Source organism: Mesorhizobium sp. M0185 (assembly GCF_040322175.1).
In the GTDB taxonomy this organism is placed as follows: Bacteria; Pseudomonadota; Alphaproteobacteria; order Rhizobiales; family Rhizobiaceae; genus Mesorhizobium.
Genome location: NZ_JAMYSY010000001.1, coordinates 205,191 through 221,169, shown reverse-complemented (window position 1 = coordinate 221,169; position 15,979 = coordinate 205,191). Strand labels below are relative to the sequence as shown.

10 protein-coding genes are annotated in these 15,979 nt (G+C 63.3%); 4 read left to right on the top strand and 6 right to left on the bottom strand.

The window, feature by feature from the left end; translation table 11 throughout:
• The first annotated feature begins 269 nt into the window (after positions 1-269).
• Together gltB and NKJ20_RS01015 are read left to right on the top strand one after the other, a co-directional pair.
• Positions 270-5,000: a glutamate synthase large subunit gene (gltB, locus tag NKJ20_RS01020; protein ID WP_352742072.1), complete on the top strand. Its 4,731-nt coding sequence runs from the start codon at positions 270-272 to the stop codon at positions 4,998-5,000.
• A 143-nt stretch (positions 5,001-5,143) separates the two neighbouring features.
• Positions 5,144-6,598: a glutamate synthase subunit beta gene (locus NKJ20_RS01015; protein WP_352448228.1), complete on the top strand. Its 1,455-nt coding sequence runs from the start codon at positions 5,144-5,146 to the stop codon at positions 6,596-6,598.
• Positions 6,599-6,620: 22 nt separating this feature from the next.
• Here NKJ20_RS01015 and NKJ20_RS01010 read toward each other — a convergent pair whose 3' ends face one another.
• Both NKJ20_RS01010 and NKJ20_RS01005 read right to left on the bottom strand, forming a co-directional pair.
• A complete protein-coding gene (locus NKJ20_RS01010; RefSeq protein ID WP_352742070.1) occupies positions 6,621-7,868 on the bottom strand; it encodes an SGNH/GDSL hydrolase family protein in 1,248 nt (415 codons plus the stop codon).
• 26 nt (positions 7,869-7,894) lie between these two features.
• Positions 7,895-9,121, bottom strand: coding sequence for a lytic murein transglycosylase (locus NKJ20_RS01005; protein ID WP_352742068.1), 1,227 nt, complete (start codon positions 9,119-9,121; stop codon positions 7,895-7,897).
• 207 nt (positions 9,122-9,328) lie between these two features.
• Between NKJ20_RS01005 and galU the strand changes: the two genes are divergently transcribed.
• Positions 9,329-10,234, top strand: coding sequence for a UTP--glucose-1-phosphate uridylyltransferase GalU (galU, locus tag NKJ20_RS01000; RefSeq protein ID WP_352742067.1), 906 nt, complete (start codon positions 9,329-9,331; stop codon positions 10,232-10,234).
• A 132-nt stretch (positions 10,235-10,366) separates the two neighbouring features.
• On the opposite strand, the gene NKJ20_RS00995 is transcribed toward galU, so the two are convergent.
• Positions 10,367-12,106, bottom strand: a complete 1,740-nt coding sequence (locus NKJ20_RS00995) for an outer membrane beta-barrel protein (protein ID WP_502894798.1) — start codon at positions 12,104-12,106, stop codon at positions 10,367-10,369.
• Positions 12,107-12,283: 177 nt separating this feature from the next.
• Between NKJ20_RS00995 and NKJ20_RS00990 the strand changes: the two genes are divergently transcribed.
• Positions 12,284-13,285 (top strand): KpsF/GutQ family sugar-phosphate isomerase, encoded by a 1,002-nt coding sequence (locus NKJ20_RS00990; protein ID WP_023675389.1) that lies wholly within the window; start codon positions 12,284-12,286, stop codon positions 13,283-13,285.
• A 7-nt stretch (positions 13,286-13,292) separates the two neighbouring features.
• On the opposite strand, the gene NKJ20_RS00985 is transcribed toward NKJ20_RS00990, so the two are convergent.
• From NKJ20_RS00985 to hemH, 3 genes are all read right to left on the bottom strand, one after another.
• On the bottom strand, positions 13,293-13,757 hold the full coding sequence (locus NKJ20_RS00985; RefSeq protein ID WP_023675390.1) for an NfeD family protein: 465 nt from the start codon (positions 13,755-13,757) through the stop codon (positions 13,293-13,295).
• Positions 13,758-13,767: 10 nt separating this feature from the next.
• On the bottom strand, positions 13,768-14,718 hold the full coding sequence (locus NKJ20_RS00980; RefSeq protein WP_352448223.1) for an SPFH domain-containing protein: 951 nt from the start codon (positions 14,716-14,718) through the stop codon (positions 13,768-13,770).
• A 131-nt stretch (positions 14,719-14,849) separates the two neighbouring features.
• The gene (gene hemH, locus NKJ20_RS00975; protein WP_352448222.1) at positions 14,850-15,914 is read right to left on the bottom strand and encodes a ferrochelatase; all 1,065 of its coding nucleotides are present in this window, start codon (positions 15,912-15,914) and stop codon (positions 14,850-14,852) included.
• Positions 15,915-15,979: the final 65 nt, after the last annotated feature.

The following is a 15,979-nucleotide window of genomic DNA, read 5'->3' as shown; positions in this document are numbered from 1 at the left end:
ATTTCTGTCATAAAAATTTAGGACAGTAGTGCTGTCTTATTTTGTCGCACAAAACTGGCCGCATTGGCATATGATTGCGCCTCTGCGGCATTGCCGCGAGCGACAGCTAGACAGCCTGGCTCCAGCCTGTACGAATACCATATGCGAACGATGCGGAAAGCCGCACGGTCGGCAAGAATTTCGCAAGACGTGCCGCAAGATTGAAAGGGGAGCCACGCGCTTCCCGACGGAAACCAGCGCCCGAAGGGGACGGAACGGAGGACAGGACGATGACGGACATGACGCCATCTGCGACGAAGGCCGCGCAGACGACAGCGGCAGCCGTCAAAAATCCGTCCCTGACCAATATTCGGCGAACCAGCACCGGCTATGCTGCGCACGGCCTCTATGATCCGCGCAACGAGCATGATGCCTGCGGCGTCGGCTTCATCGTCAACATGAAGGGCGTGAAGTCGCACCAGATCGTCGAGGACGGCCTTGCCGTGCTCGAAAACCTGACGCATCGCGGCGCGGTCGGCGCCGATCCGCTGATGGGGGACGGCGCCGGCGTGCTGGTGCAGCTGCCGGACCGCTTCTTCCGCGAGGAGATGGCCAAGCAAGGGGTCGAACTGCCGAAGCCCGGCCACTACGCCGTCGGCCACGTGTTCATGCCGCGCGACCCGGAGCTGCAGGCGCATATCGAAGGCATCATCGCCGAGGTGGCGCAGCTCGAGGGCCAGCCGCTGCTCGGCTTTCGCGACGTGCCGGTCGACAATTCGTCGCTGTCGAAGGCGCCCGACATAGCCGCTTCCGAGCCGGTGCACCGGCAGGTGTTCCTGGGCCGCGGCGCCGAGATCGAGAACGACGACGATTACGAGCGGCGGCTCTACATCCTGCGCAAGGTCATTTCCGGCCGTATCCACGAAGAGACCAAAGGCGTCGACAACGGCTTCTATGTCGTCTCGATGTCGTCGCGGACCATCGTCTACAAGGGCATGTTCCTGGCCTATCAGGTCGGCGCCTACTACAAGGATCTCACCGACCCGCGTTTCGAGACGGCGCTGATCCTGGTTCACCAGCGCTTCTCGACCAACACGTTCCCGTCGTGGAAGCTGGCGCATCCCTACCGCATGGTCGCCCACAATGGCGAGATCAACACCCTGCGCGGCAACGTCAACTGGATGGCGGCGCGGCAGGCTTCGGTCGATTCCGAACTGTTCGGCAACGACATCTCGAAGCTGTGGCCGATCTCCTATGAAGGGCAGTCGGACACCGCCTGCTTCGACAATGCGCTCGAATTCCTGACGCAGGGCGGCTATTCGCTCGCCCACGCCATGATGATGCTGATCCCGGAAGCCTGGGCCGGCAACAAGCTGATGGGTCAGGACCGCAAGGCCTTCTACGAGTATCACGCAGCCCTGATGGAGCCGTGGGACGGGCCAGCGGCGGTTGCCTTCACCGACGGCCGCCAGATCGGTGCTACGCTCGACCGCAACGGGCTGCGGCCGGCGCGCTACATCGTCACCGATGACGACCGCGTCATCATGGCCTCGGAAGCCGGCGTGCTGCCGGTGCCGGAGGAAAGGATCGTCAAGAAGTGGCGGCTGCAGCCCGGCCGCATGCTGCTGATCGACCTGGACAAGGGCCGCATCGTTTCCGACGAGGAGATCAAGTCGGAGATCGCGACCAGGCATCCCTACAAGAGCTGGCTCGCCAACACACAGCTCATCCTCGAGGATCTGAACCCGGTCGAGCCGCGCGCCCTGCGCAGGGATGTCTCACTGCTCGACCGCCAGCAGGCGTTTGGCTACACCCAGGAGGACACCAAGCTGTTGATGTCGCCGATGGCGACCACCGGCCAGGAAGCCGTCGGCTCGATGGGTACCGACACGCCGATTTCGGCAATGTCGGACAGATCGAAGCTGCTCTACACCTATTTCAAGCAGAATTTCGCACAGGTCACCAATCCGCCGATCGACCCGATCCGCGAGGAGCTGGTGATGAGCCTGGTGTCCTTCATCGGGCCGCGGCCCAACATCTTCGATCTTGTCGGCAATTCGCGCCGCAAGCGGCTCGAAGTGCGCCAACCGATCCTGACGAACGGCGATCTGGAGAAGCTGCGCTCCGTCGGCCACACCGAAGACCGTTTCGACACCAAGACGATCGACATCACTTACGGTTCGAATGAAGGCGCGGCCGGCATGCAGGGCGCCATCGACCGGCTGTGCGAGCGCGCCGAGGCGGCGGTCGCCGGCGGCTACAACATCATCATCCTGTCGGACCGTCAGCTCGGGCCGGATCGCATTGCCATTCCGGCGCTGCTGGCAACGGCGGCCGTGCACCATCATTTGATCCGCAAGGGATTGCGCACCTCGGTTGGGCTCGTCGTGGAATCCGGCGAGCCGCGCGAGGTGCATCATTTCTGCTGTCTCGCCGGCTACGGCGCCGAGGCGATCAATCCCTATCTCGCTTTCGACACGCTGCTCGACATGCACAAGCGTGGCGAATTGCCAGCGGAGGTCGATGCCTACGAAGTCGTCTCCCGTTACATCAAGTCGATCGGCAAGGGCATCCTGAAGGTGATGTCCAAGATGGGCATCTCCACTTACCAGTCCTATTGCGGCGCGCAGATATTCGACGCCATCGGGCTCAAGTCGGACTTCGTGCAGAAGTACTTCACCGGCACGGCGACGCTGATCGAAGGCGTCGGGCTGGACGAGATCGCCGCCGAAACGGTCAGCCGCCACACCGACGGCTTCGGCAACGACCCGGTGCTGCGCAACAGCCTCGAGGTCGGCGGCGAATACATGTTCCGCATGCGCGGCGAGGCCCATATCTGGTCGCCCGACGCCGTGGCGACCTTGCAGCACGCCGTGCGCCAAGGCTCGTGGGAGACGTTCAAGGACTATTCCGCCCAGATCGACAGCGAGACGGCGCAGGCGCAGACCATTCGCGGCCTGTTCAAGATCAAGCTTGCGCAAGAGACCGGGCGTAAGAAGGTCAAGCTCGACGAGGTGATGCCGGCGGCCGATATCGTCAAGCGCTTCTCGACCGGGGCGATGTCCTTCGGCTCGATCTCAAGGGAAGCGCACACGACACTGGCGCGCGCCATGAACGCCATCGGCGGCAAGTCGAACACCGGCGAGGGCGGCGAAGAGGCCGACCGCTATCTGCCACTGCCGGGCGGCGGCAAGAACCCCGAACGCTCGGCAATCAAGCAGGTCGCTTCGGGACGCTTTGGCGTCACGGCGGAATATCTGGTCAATTCCGACATGATGCAGATCAAGGTCGCGCAAGGGGCGAAGCCCGGCGAGGGCGGCCAGCTGCCGGGCCACAAGGTCGATGCGACCATAGCAAAGGTCAGGCACTCGACGCCGGGCGTCGGCCTGATCTCGCCGCCGCCGCATCACGACATCTATTCGATCGAGGATCTGGCGCAGCTCATCTACGACCTGAAGAACGTCAATCCGGCGGCCGACGTATCGGTCAAGCTGGTCTCGGAAGTCGGCGTCGGCACGGTTGCGGCCGGCGTCGCCAAGGCGCGTGCCGACCACATCACCATATCAGGCTATGACGGCGGCACCGGTGCCTCGCCGCTGACCTCGCTCAAGCATGCCGGCAGCCCGTGGGAGATGGGCCTTGCCGAGACGCACCAGACGCTGGTGCTCAACGGCCTCAGGTCGCGCGTCGCGCTGCAGGTCGATGGCGGCCTGCGCACCGGGCGTGACGTCATTATCGGCGCACTGCTCGGCGCCGACGAGTTCGGCTTTTCGACCGCGCCGTTGATCGCGGCCGGCTGCATCATGATGCGCAAGTGCCATCTCAACACCTGCCCCGTCGGCGTCGCGACACAGGACCCGGTGCTGCGCAAGCGCTTCAAGGGCACGCCCGAGCACGTCATCAACTTCTTCTTCTATGTGGCGGAAGAGGTGCGGGCGCTGCTTGCCGAGATGGGCTACACCCATCTCGACCAGATCATCGGCGACACCGACCTTCTGGAAAAGCGCGAGCTGATCCAGCACTGGAAGGCACGCGGGCTCGACTTCAGCAAGATGTTCTACAAGCCCGATGCGCCGCACGAGGCGGTGCACTGGACCGAGCGGCAGAAGCATCCGATCGACGACGTGCTCGACCGCAAGCTGATCGAACTCGCAAAGCCGGCGCTCGAAGCCAGGCAGCCGGTCAGTGTCGAACTGCCGATCCGCAACGTCGACCGTTCGACCGGCGCCATGCTGTCGGGCGAGGTGGCAAAGCGCTTCAAGCACAAGGGCCTGCGCGAGGACACGATCTCGGTCAAGCTCACCGGCACGGCCGGCCAGTCCTTTGGCGCCTTCCTGGCGCGCGGTGTCTCCTTCGAACTGGTGGGCGCTGCCAACGACTATGTCGGCAAGGGCCTGTCGGGTGGCCGCATTGTCATCCGCCCGCCGGAGAACACGAAAATCGTTGCTGCCGAGTCCATTATTGTCGGCAATACCGTGCTCTACGGCGCAACCGAGGGCGAGGCCTATTTCTGCGGCGTTGCCGGCGAGCGTTTTGCCGTGCGCAATTCGGGTGTCGCCGCCGTCGTTGAAGGCGTCGGCGACCATGGTTGCGAATACATGACCGGCGGTATCGTCGTCGTCATCGGCCAGACCGGCCGCAACTTCGCCGCCGGCATGTCGGGCGGCGTCGCCTATGTGCTCGACGAGGCGGGTGATTTCGCCGAACGCTGCAACATGGCGATGGTCGAGCTGGAGCCGGTTCCGGAAGAGGACGACCTGATGGAAAAGCTGCTCCACCATGGCGGCGATCTCGACCATAAGGGCCGTGTCGACGTATCCGGCGATATGACCAGCCATGACGAGGAGCGGCTCTATCAGCTGATCTCCAACCACGTCCACTACACCGGCTCGGTACGAGGTCGCGAAATCCTCGACGACTGGGCGACTTTCCGGCCGAAATTCCGGAAGATCATGCCGGTCGAATACCGCCGCGCGCTGATCGAGATGGAGCGGATGCGCATGAACGTGGCGGCGGAATAGATTTGGAAATTGCCGGGAGGCCATGCGTCCTGGCAACCATCTTCATCAACAATCCTGACCTCGGACTGAAGGTTGCCACGGCTGCCTTATGAGGTTAACGGGTGCGTCGCCAGGCGTGCCTTCCGGACAGCAGGGACTGGACTATGGGCAAGGTAACAGGGTTTCTCGAGATCGACCGGCAGGTGCACAAGTACCAGCCGGCTTCCGACCGCATCCGGCATTTCCGCGAGTTCACGCTGCCGATGTCGGACAAGGAGGTCGAGAAACAGGCCGCGCGGTGCATGGATTGCGGCATTCCGTATTGCCATGGACCGACCGGCTGCCCGATCCACAACCAGATCCCGGACTGGAACGACCTCGTCTACAATGGCGACTGGGAAAACGCGATCCGCAACCTGCATTCGACCAACAATTTTCCGGAATTTACCGGCCGCATCTGCCCCGCACCTTGCGAGGAAGCCTGCACGCTGAACCTCGAGGATATTCCGGTCGCCATCAAGACGATCGAGCAGGCGATTGCCGACAAAGCCTATGAAACCGGCCATATCCGGCCCTATCCGCCGGAACGGAAGACCGGCAAGCGCGTCGCGATCATCGGCTCGGGGCCGGCAGGCATGGCGGCTGCCCAGCAACTCGGCCGCGCAGGCCATGACGTTCACGTCTATGAGCGCGAGAGCCGGCCGGGCGGGCTGATGCGCTACGGCATCCCCGATTTCAAGATCGAGAAGCATTATATCGACCGGCGCATCGAGCAGATGCAGGGCGAAGGTGTCAGCTTCCATTGCGGCGTCAATGTCGGCGTCGACAAGCCGGTCGCCGAACTGCTCGCCGAATATGATGCCGTGCTCTATTGCGGCGGTTCCGAAACGCCGCGCCCGGCCAACATCCCGGGCGACGATCTCGACGGCGTGCACGACGCCATGCCGTATCTGGTGCAGCAGAACAAGCGTATCGGCGGCGAGCCGATCCAGTCGGTGGCATGGCCGTCGCGCCCGATCGTCGCCGGCGGCCAGCATGTCGTCGTCGTCGGCGGCGGCGACACTGCCTCAGACTGCGTCGGCACCGCCTTCCGCCAGGGCGCGGTGCGCGTCACCCAGCTCGACATCCGGCCGCAGCCGCCGGAAAAGGAAGACAAGCTGTCGGTCTGGCCCTACTGGGCGACCAAGATGCGCACGTCATCGTCGCAGGCCGAAGGCGCCGAGCGCGAATTCCAGGTGGCGACGCTTGAATTCATCGGCGAGGACGGCCAGCTGACCGGGGTCAAATGCTGCGAGGTCGACGAAAAGCGCAAGCCAATCGCCGGCACCGAATTCGTCATCCGCGCCGATCTCGCGTTCATCGCCATCGGCTTTGCCGGGCCAGCCGCTCGCGGGCCGGTCTCGGAACTCGACGGGCAGATGAAGATCGTCACCGACAGCCGCCGTTCGAAGAATGTCGAGGCCAATGACCGGGACTACAGGACCAGCGTCGAAAGGCTCTATGCGGCGGGCGACGTGCGGCGCGGCCAGTCGCTGGTCGTCTGGGCGATCCGCGAGGGCCGCCAGGCGGCGCGCGCCATCGACGAGGCGCTGATGGGATCGAGCGTGCTGCCGCGCTGAGCCAGTTCCGAAGAGGTTCTGTTTACTGGCGGATCGCCGTCGTCGTATCGGATGCGGCCGCCGTCGCAGGTTGTGTCTTGGGCGGCCAGGAGAAGTCATCGGCGCGGCCCGGTGAGGCGTCGGGCGCCTTGCCCTCGACGATCAGCCTTTCGCCCGGCAAATTCTTGTCAGCTTTTGCCGGCGGGGCGGCGCCGAGAAGTTCCGAGCCGCCGTCCAGCGCCGGATCGCTGAGCAGCATCGGCGCGGTGCGATCGACAGCTATCGGTGCGGCAGCAGGTGACGGCGCCTCGACGGGAGCGCCGGCCGGGGCAGACGCTGTCACCACGCTTCCCGGCGCGGCCAGCCCAAGGATCTTCATCAGCGGCTTTTCGGTATAGAAGGCGAGCTTGCGCTTGCCGGCCTTCGACATGTTGATGCCGTCGTCGGAGCGCAGGCGCACCGATTGGCCGTTGATGTCCGGTCCGCTGGTGATGAAGGCGCCGTTCTCGTCGACGAACCCGTCCCAGACGTCGACGAATTCGCCGCCGTGGCTTTCGGCGGACGAGCGGAAGATGTCGTTGAAGGCCAGCATGTCGGAGGTCATTTTCGAGACCCGGAAGGCCGGCATGCCAACCCACAGATACGGCACCTTGGTTGCTGCGATGGCCTTGCCGAACGCTTCGGTCCGGCGCTCGTATTCCTTGGTCCAGTTTTCGGATCGCGGCTGCTCGCGCACATCGCCGACGCGCATCTGCTGCCGGTCGTTGGATCCGAGCATGACGACAACGGCTGCCGGTTTTTCGGCGGCGATCAGCGACTTGACCTGGCCTGGCCAGTTGTAGACATCGTCACGCACGAAGCCGGACGATCCGTTGGCACGGACGACGATCCTGACGCCGGTGTTCTCGGCAAAGGCGGCGTCGAGCCCCTCAGCCAGCCCAGACGCCATGAAATCGCCGACCACCAGAACGACGCGTGCATCCGGCGCCTTCTCGGCCACCGGGGTTGTCGGCTCGGCCGGCGGCGGCCGGCGAACTGACCGGGGCTTTCTCAGCTTGGGCCTGGGCTTTGTTCTCTGGAATTCTCTCTGGAATTCGGGCGGCGGCTGCTCAAACCGCTCGCTTCTGCGCGGAAACAACAGGTCGCGCAGCGACCAGCCACGACTTTCCGGCTCCTGCGCCATGGCCGAGGTATGAAAGGCACTGGCTGCGCCGACTGCCAGAACGGCGATCGCCAGAACCAGGATCGGCACGCGACGAACGATTAACCGGATGCGCGCAGCCGAAACCAATCACCCTCTCCATCCCGCAACCGGCTCTAGTTCTGCCTGAGCCATTTGAGCACTTCCTTGCTCGGATACCCGTCCTGGGTCAAGCCAGCCTTTGCCTGGAAGGCCATGATGGCGGTTTTCGATCCGTCACCGATCTTGCCGTCGAACTTGCCGTCGTAATAGCCGTGCTCGGAAAGTCGCTTCTGAAGCTCCTGCCTTTCCTCGAAGGAGAGCTTGGTAAACGGGCGCTTCCAGTCCTGCACAAGCCCGCCATAGCCGGCGATTTCGTCGGCAAGAAGGCCCACGGCGAGCGCATATTTGTCGGCATTGTTGTAACGCTTGATGACGGAGAAATTCTTGATCATCAGGAAGGCTGGCCCGCCGCGGCCGCCGGGCAGCTTCAAAGTCGCCTTGTCCGCACCGTTCTTGAACGGCTTGCCGTTGGCACGGGTGACGCCCAGCGCCTGCCATTGCGACAGCGACTTCGAGCCTCCGGGCAGCTTCTTGCCGTCCGGAAGGCTGACCTCATAACCCCAGGTCTTGCCTGCCTGCCAGCCGTTCTTCCTCAGCAAATTGGCGGCTGTCGCCAGAGCGTCGGGAATCGAATTCCAGATGTCGCGCTTGCCGTTGCCGTCCATATCGACCGCATAGGACTGGTAGCTGGTGGGGATGAACTGGGTATGGCCCATCGCGCCGGCCCATGAGCCGCTGAGATGGCTTTCGTCGATGTCGCCGGTCTGCAGGATCTTCAGCGCCGCGATCAGTTGGGTGCGGGCAAATTTCGCTCGCTTCGGGTCGGCATAACCAAGCGTCGCCAGCGAACGCACCACATTGCGCATGATATCATCGCGCTTGAGGGTTTCGCCGTAATTAGATTCCATAGACCAGATGGCCAGCAGGATGTAGCGGTCGACGCCGTATCTTGCCTCGATCCTGTCCAGCCAAGGCTTCCATTTCCTTGCCATCTGCTGGCCGACGGCGACCGACTGGTCATGGACGCGGTTGTCGAAATAATCCCAAGCGGGTGCGGTGAATTCGGGTTGAGTACGGGCCTTTTCCAGCACCACCGGGTCAGCATCGTTGATGCCCTTGAATGCCTGGTCGTAGACGGAGCCGGAAACGCCGCTCGCCACGGCGGTAGCACGGAAGCTGGCGACCCATTGGCGGAAGCCGGCATCGGCAAAAGCCGACCCGCTGGGCATGAGCAAGGCAAGCGAGAGGCTGGCGGCCGTCAGGACGCTGGTGAAGCGCCTTGCGGCGTTGCGAACGGACATCTTTTCCTCCTTCTTCATCTCAGGAAGACTATTCATCGCCGAACCCGGTTAGCATTTGGTTTACCATAGGTGCCGTCCGGGGTGAAAAGATGCGTCAATGCTTTACCAGCTGAGATTTCTGACCCGCCGTTCAGTAATCCTCGATTTCGGCATGAAAATGTCTCGAATCGGGATTGCCGAACAGGCATGCAAATGGATAATTGGCACATGAAGAGAGTTCGCAAGGCAGTGTTCCCGGTTGCCGGTCTCGGCACGCGCTTTCTCCCCGCCACCAAGGCCATTCCCAAGGAAATGCTGACGGTCGTCGACAGGCCGGTCATCCAGTATGTGGTCGATGAGGCGCGCGAAGCCGGGATCGAGCATTTCATCTTTGTGACCGGCCGCAACAAGACGGTCATCGAGGATCACTTCGATGTCCAATTCGAGCTCTACGACACGCTTGCGCAGCGCGGCAAGGACGACCAGCTCGCCCGCCTGCAGCGGCTGCAGCCGGCGCCGGGGCAGACCAGCTTCACCCGCCAGCAGGTACCGCTCGGCCTTGGTCACGCCGTCTGGTGCGCGCGCGAGCTCGTCGGCGACGAGCCCTTTGCGCTGCTGTTGCCCGACATGATCATGCAGTCGGAAAAAAGCTGCATGAAGGACATGGTCGAGCTTTACGCCGAGACCGGCAACAACATCGTCGCCGTGCAGGAATGCGATCCGGCCGAGGCGCACAAATACGGCATTGTCGGCCGCGGCGAGGCCGCGCATCACGGTTTCCGCATCTCCGGCATGGTGGAAAAGCCGAAGACCGGCACGGCGCCGTCGAACCTCTACATCAACGGGCGCTATATCCTGCAGCCGGAGATATTCAAGATACTCGAAGGTCAGGAAAAAGGCGCCGGCAACGAGATCCAGCTCACCGATGCAATGCTGAAGCTGCAGAAGCAACAGCCCTTCTACGGCTACCACTACCGCGGGCGAACGTTCGACTGCGGCTCGCCCGAAGGCTTCGTCGAGGCCAACGTTGCCTTCGCACTGTGGCGCAGAGACATGAATGCCAGCATGGCCGGTGTCATTCGCACGCTTCTCGACGAACTCGCGCCGTCAGAACGCCGCGGCGTAGCCTTGTAGTTTCAACACCGGTTGCCGCGCTGATCGGCTAAAGCGCGCCGCGTTCGACCGGCCTCATGCGACGCGCTTTAGGTTCTTGTTTTACGCAAGTCGTTATCGCAAAACCGCTGCAAACTTTTGCGCGACATGCATTTAGCGCTGCAACTTCAAGCCGACGAAGATACTGTTGGCCGTGTAGTCGCGCCCAACCAGGTTGCTGGTCAGTTTTTCAGTCCTGGCGCGGGTGGTGAGCCCGGTGTAGCGGTTCAGCCACCACGTCAGCCCAGCCTCGGCGCTCAGCGTCAAATCATGATCGTCGGAGCCGGTATAGTCGCGCCATTCAAGGCCGAGAGCGGCATTTCCGGTCAGGTTGGCGCGGATCTGCCGCTCGCCGGTGAGGCTGCCGGAATAGAGCATGTCGCCGCTTTCGCCCGCATTCGTCGTGTTCTCGGCGGTCGTCTGTGCGGTGAGCCCGATCGTGGTGCCGCGTTCCGGCGACCATTTGAGATCGGCATTGACCGTCGCGCCCGAAATAGCCGGCAGGGCATCGTCGTCGATAGCTTCGCGCAGCCAGCCGACCGAGAACTCGCCGGTAAGCTTCTCGCGGAGATCGAGCTCGACGCCGGCCCGTGCGCCAAGCCTGGTCGAGGAGCGCTGGAAGCCGTTTGGATCGACGCGCAAATCATAAGCGCGCCGGCCGATCTCGATTTCGGTGAACGGGGTGATGGCAGGCGAGATCTCGTAACCGGTACGCAAAATGGCCGTGTAGAGCGTCGAGTCGCGGCCCTTCTGCGACAGCGATCCGCCCGACGAAAGCTTGGCGTCGCCAAAGATGTCGTGCTCGACCGCGCCGGTCAGCGCGAAGCGCATCTTGCCGGCATCCTTCTCGACGGCGAGACTGCCGTTCACGGTCTGGCGCACCGGCTGGCCAACGGCGCCGACGACCGCGTCCGGCGCCGAGGCCGATTCGGGCAAGGCCTCATAGCCCAGCTTGGCGATGGCGCGCAGATCATTGTCGAGATCGATGTTGAGTGTGCCGTCGACGCGGCCTTGCGCCTCGTGAATGTCATAGCCGGACAAGGTTTCGCGGAAGATGCCATAGCCCTCAACCGTCGCCGAATTCTCCCGCCAGTCGGAGACGGCGTTGAAGCGCAGCGTCGTTTCCGACAGCAAGGCCGGCTTGCCGAGGCTGCTCGAATCGGCGTTTGTCGAAGACGTCAGGCCTTGCTCGAGCGTCGGCCGGATCACGAAGGAGCCGAGCTTGATGCCGGTGGCGGCGAACGGGTCGTCCTCGTTCTTCTTGTCCTGGCCTTCGATGGCTTCGGTGCGCTCGGCGCCGGGGTCGAGCTTGAGCCTCTCGGCGGAATCGATGGTGACGGCACGGCGGTTGACCGTATCCTGCTCGTCTATGGCGGCGGTATCGGTGTCATCGGTCGCCGCCGCGGCTGCAGTCGCGGTTCTCTTGCGCTTCTGGCTGTCAGCGGTCTCGTCTTCGGCGTTGGCCGCATTGGCGGCGCGTTGCGTCGCGCTTGGCCGCCGTCGGGGGGGCGGAGCAGGGTTGTCGGGAAATGGGTCGCCGCTGGCCGCTGGTTGATCGAAAGTGCCGCCGGTTGTGGCCGCCTCGCCCGTGCCGTCGTCAGGCAACGCCCCTTGGCTGGCCGGGCGATAGGTAGGCAGCGGCGTATTGTCGTTGGCGGTTGCAGCAGCCTGCGCGGCTTGGGTTCCGGCTATGCTCGATTGCCTGATCTTGTACTGCTGGTCGTCCAGGATTGTCGATTCCGAAACCTCGCCGCGCAGCTCGGTTTCCTGGGCGCAAAGCAGTGCCGGCCGCGACAACGCAAAGACACTGGTTGCCAGCAGCAAAGCGCAGACCGCCTTGCCCTTTCGTCCCATTTTGTTTTGAGGCTGAAACCCGGACATCGGCACCACTGCTTGCGCGGCGCACGCGCGCCATACTTACGAAACCGTAAATGGGGATGGTTAACGGAGCGTTGAGGCATGGCCCGTCAGGAGGTTCGGGACGGCAATTCCGTTGGACAGGCGCGCGCCGAAGCGCTAATCGCATCGTCCATGGACGTGAAATCCCCAGACAGGAAGCGGCATGACGGGCAGGCCGCGATTGCCTCGGCGCTGAGAACCGTGGCGACGGAGCAGGCCGGCGTCGCGGCACTGGCAGACGCTCTCGAAAACGGGCTGGCCGAGCCGTTCGCACGAGCCGTCGGCATGGTGTCGCAGATCGATGGCCGCGTCATCGTCACCGGGGTCGGCAAAAGCGGCCATATCGGCTCGAAGATCGCCGCAACGCTCGCCTCGACCGGCACGCCGGCCTTCTTCGTTCACCCTGCCGAAGCCAATCACGGCGACCTCGGCATGATCGCCAGGAACGACGCCATCATCGCGCTGTCGTGGTCGGGGGAAAGCCTCGAGCTCAAGGGCATCATCGCCTATTCGAGGCGCTTCTCGATCCCGCTGGTCGCGGTCACCGCGGGCGAAAAATCGGCGCTGGCGCGCGCGGCCGACGTGGTGCTTCTGCTGCCGCGAGCACCGGAAGCCTGTCCGCACGGGCTTGCGCCGACGACCTCGACGCTGCTGCAAATGGTGATGGGCGATGCGCTGGCCATAGCGCTGCTCGAGGCACGCGGCTTCACCCCGGACCATTTCCGCACGTTCCATCCCGGCGGCCAGCTCGGAGCCAACCTGACGCAGATCCGCGAGATCATGCATGTCGGCGACAGGCTGCCGCTGGTATCGTCAGGTACCGGCATGCGCGAGGCAATCCTCGAATTGTCGCGCAAGGGGTTTGGCTGCGTGGCCGTGACTGCCGCGGACGGCAAGCTGATCGGCATCATCACCGATGGCGACATCAGGCGCCATATCGGCAGCGATCTCCTGGCAATGAGCGTCGATCAGGTGATGACCAGAGAGCCGAAAATGGCCGCGCCCGACACGCTTGTTGCGACGGCGCTGCAGACGATCAACGACTCGGCTATCACCAGCCTGATGGTGGTCGAAGGCAGGCGGCCGATCGGGCTCGTCCATCTGCACGACCTGCTGCGCATCGGTGCTGCCTAGCGGGCTTCTAGACCGCCTCGACCGTCAGTTCCAGGTCGGTATCAGCGGCGCCCGTCACGCGCACTTGCGTGCCGGCCGGCAGGTCAGGGCCGGAGACGCGCCACAACGTGTCGCCCAGCTTTACGCGGCCGCGCCCGTCCTTGATCGGCTCGGCAAGGGTCGCCGTCCGGCCGACCATCTGTGCGCCGCGACGGTTGAGCAGGGGCTGGTCGGTTTCATCATGGCGCCCGCCCACCAGCCGCTTGCCGACATAGGCCGAGACCAGCGACAGCGCGAGGAAGGCGAGGACCTGGACTTGCCAGGTCCAGAAACCGGCATCCCAGATGAGCAGTGAGACGACGCCGATCAACAGCGCGGCAATGCCGATCCACAGCATGAAAATGCCCGGCGCGATGACCTCCATTACCAGCAGGACGAAGCCGAGGACCATCCAGCTCCACGGGCCGAGTTCGGAAACAATGCGGTCGAGCATGGCTGTGGCCTCAGGTTTCGCTCGGACGAACGACCGGCGGGCGGGCAGCCTGTCGTGCGGCACCGGCGGTGCCTTCGCTTCGGAAAACTTCCTTGGCGATTTCGCCAATACCGCCGAGCGTGCCGATCAGCGATGAGGCCTCCATCGGCATCAGCACGAGCTTGCTATTTGTCGCTGAGCCGATCTTGGTCAGCGCTTCGGTGTATTTCAGCGCGACGAAGTAGTTGAGCGCCTGCACGTCGCCTTTGGAAATCGCCTCCGACACCACCTGCGTGGCGCGTGCTTCAGCCTCGGCCGAGCGCTCGCGCGCCTCGGCGTCGCGGAAGGCGGCTTCCTTGCGCCCTTCGGCCTCCAGGATCTGCGATTGCTTGAGGCCTTCGGCGGCGAGGATCTGCGCGCGCTTATTGCGCTCGGCCATCATCTGTCGGCCCATCGATTCGACGAGATTGGCCGGCGGGTTGATGTCCTTGATCTCGACACGAGTGATCTTGATGCCCCAGGGATGCGCCGCCTCGTCAACGACGCGCAGCAGGCGCTCGTTGATGGCGTCGCGGTTCGACAAAAGTTCGTCGAGGTCCATCGAGCCCATCACGGTGCGGATGTTGGTCATCGTGAGATTGAGAATCGCATTCTGCAGGCCGGAGACCTGGTAGGCGGCCTGCGCCGCGTTGAGCACCTGATAGAAGGCGATGCCATCGACGGCAACGGTGGCATTGTCGCGGGTGATGATCTCCTGCGTCGGAACGTCGAGCACCTGCTCCATCATGTTCATCTTGGCGCCGACACGGTCGACGAAAGGCACGATCAGGTTGAGGCCTGGGTTCAATGTCTTGGTGTAACGGCCAAAACGTTCGACGGTATAATTATAGCCTTGCGGAATTGTTCGGAAGCCCTTGATAAGCACCAGCACGACAAGGGCGACAAGAACAAGAAGCGCGATATCAAAACCACTGAAACCCATTTGGCTCTCCCCTCAAAGGCCGGCCATGTTGGATATTCCACGCGACCGATTCCCATCAAACACTTAAGTGTGTTTCAGCAATGTTACAATCAGGTGATCACGGATTGCGGGTGCATAGACGGGTGATCTGTTCAGGCCCAGCCGGACAGCTCGCGCCGCACCATCGCCTCGATCACCGCCATGCCCTCGGCACTGTCGTTGAGGCAAGGGATGTGTGCGAACTTTTCGCCGCCGGCATGATGGAAGGTCTCGGACGCTTCCCTGCCGATCTCGTCCAGCGTCTCGATGCAGTCGACGGAAAATCCTGGATTGACGATGGCGACCGATTTCACGCCTTCGCGCCCTAGTCTTTCGACCGTCTTGTCGGTGTAGGGCTGCAGCCACTCCTGCGCGCCGAAGCGCGACTGGAAGGTGGTAATCAGCTTGTTTTCATCCCAGCCGAGCTTTTCGCGCAGCAGTCGGGTCGTCTCGAGGCAATGGGCGTGGTAGGGGTCGCCCTTGTCGGAATAGGGTTTCGGAATGCCGTGATAGGAAGCGATGACAATTTCCGGTTCGAAGTCGAGGCTCGCCAGATGCTTTTCGATCGAACGGGTGAGCGCCTCGATATAGGCCGGCTCGTTGTAATAGGGTGGCACGCTGCGAATGGCCGGGGCGCGGCGCATCTTCATCAGGGCGCGAAACAGCTGGTCGTTGGCAGTCGCAGTCGTCGTCGCCGAATATTGCGGATAGAGCGGGAAAGACAGGATGCGGTCGCAGCCTTGCTCGACCAGTCTCTCGGCCACGCTCTCGGTCGAAGGGTTGCCGTAGCGCATCGCCCAGTCGACGACGACATTGGGTAGCTCGCCGAGCGCGAGCCCGAGCTTCTCGGCCTGGGCGCGGGTGTAGGTTCGCAGCGGCGACTCGTTGCGCTCCCGGTTCCATATCCTGGCATAGTTGGCCCCTGATTTCTTCGGCCGGGTGGTGAGGACCACGCCGTAGAGGATCGGATACCAGATCGCCTTGTTGAGCTCGATGACGCGCGGATCGGACAGGAACTCCCGGAGGTAGCGCCACATCGGCTTGAAGCCGGTGCCGTCCGGGGTGCCGAGATTGATCAGCATGACACCGACCTTGCCGGTCCTGACCAGAGGGCGCCCTGCCGACGGCGAGGCGGCAGTCTTCTCGGCTTTGATTTCAGCAGGGTTGGCAAGCGCCATGAGGTTCTCCAACACCGCGAACCAACGGTGCCGCGGCGAAAGTAGCGATGCCGCGCTGGTTTTCA

Bases quoted from the DNA above. Each gene is read 5' to 3' on its own strand.
- NKJ20_RS00995 (WP_502894798.1), bottom strand. From the start codon at position 12,106: ATGGGACGAAAGGGCAAGGCGGTCTGCGCTTTGCTGCTGGCAACCAGT.
- NKJ20_RS00985 (WP_023675390.1), bottom strand. From the start codon at position 13,757: ATGCTCGACCGCATTGTTTCCGAACTCGGCCCGTGGAGCTGGATGGTC.
- NKJ20_RS01015 (WP_352448228.1), top strand. From the start codon at position 5,144: ATGGGCAAGGTAACAGGGTTTCTCGAGATCGACCGGCAGGTGCACAAG.
- gltB (WP_352742072.1), top strand. From the start codon at position 270: ATGACGGACATGACGCCATCTGCGACGAAGGCCGCGCAGACGACAGCG.
- NKJ20_RS00990 (WP_023675389.1), top strand. From the start codon at position 12,284: ATGGACGTGAAATCCCCAGACAGGAAGCGGCATGACGGGCAGGCCGCG.
- galU (WP_352742067.1), top strand. From the start codon at position 9,329: ATGAAGAGAGTTCGCAAGGCAGTGTTCCCGGTTGCCGGTCTCGGCACG.
- hemH (WP_352448222.1), bottom strand. From the start codon at position 15,914: ATGGCGCTTGCCAACCCTGCTGAAATCAAAGCCGAGAAGACTGCCGCC.
- NKJ20_RS00980 (WP_352448223.1), bottom strand. From the start codon at position 14,718: ATGGGTTTCAGTGGTTTTGATATCGCGCTTCTTGTTCTTGTCGCCCTT.
- NKJ20_RS01005 (WP_352742068.1), bottom strand. From the start codon at position 9,121: ATGTCCGTTCGCAACGCCGCAAGGCGCTTCACCAGCGTCCTGACGGCC.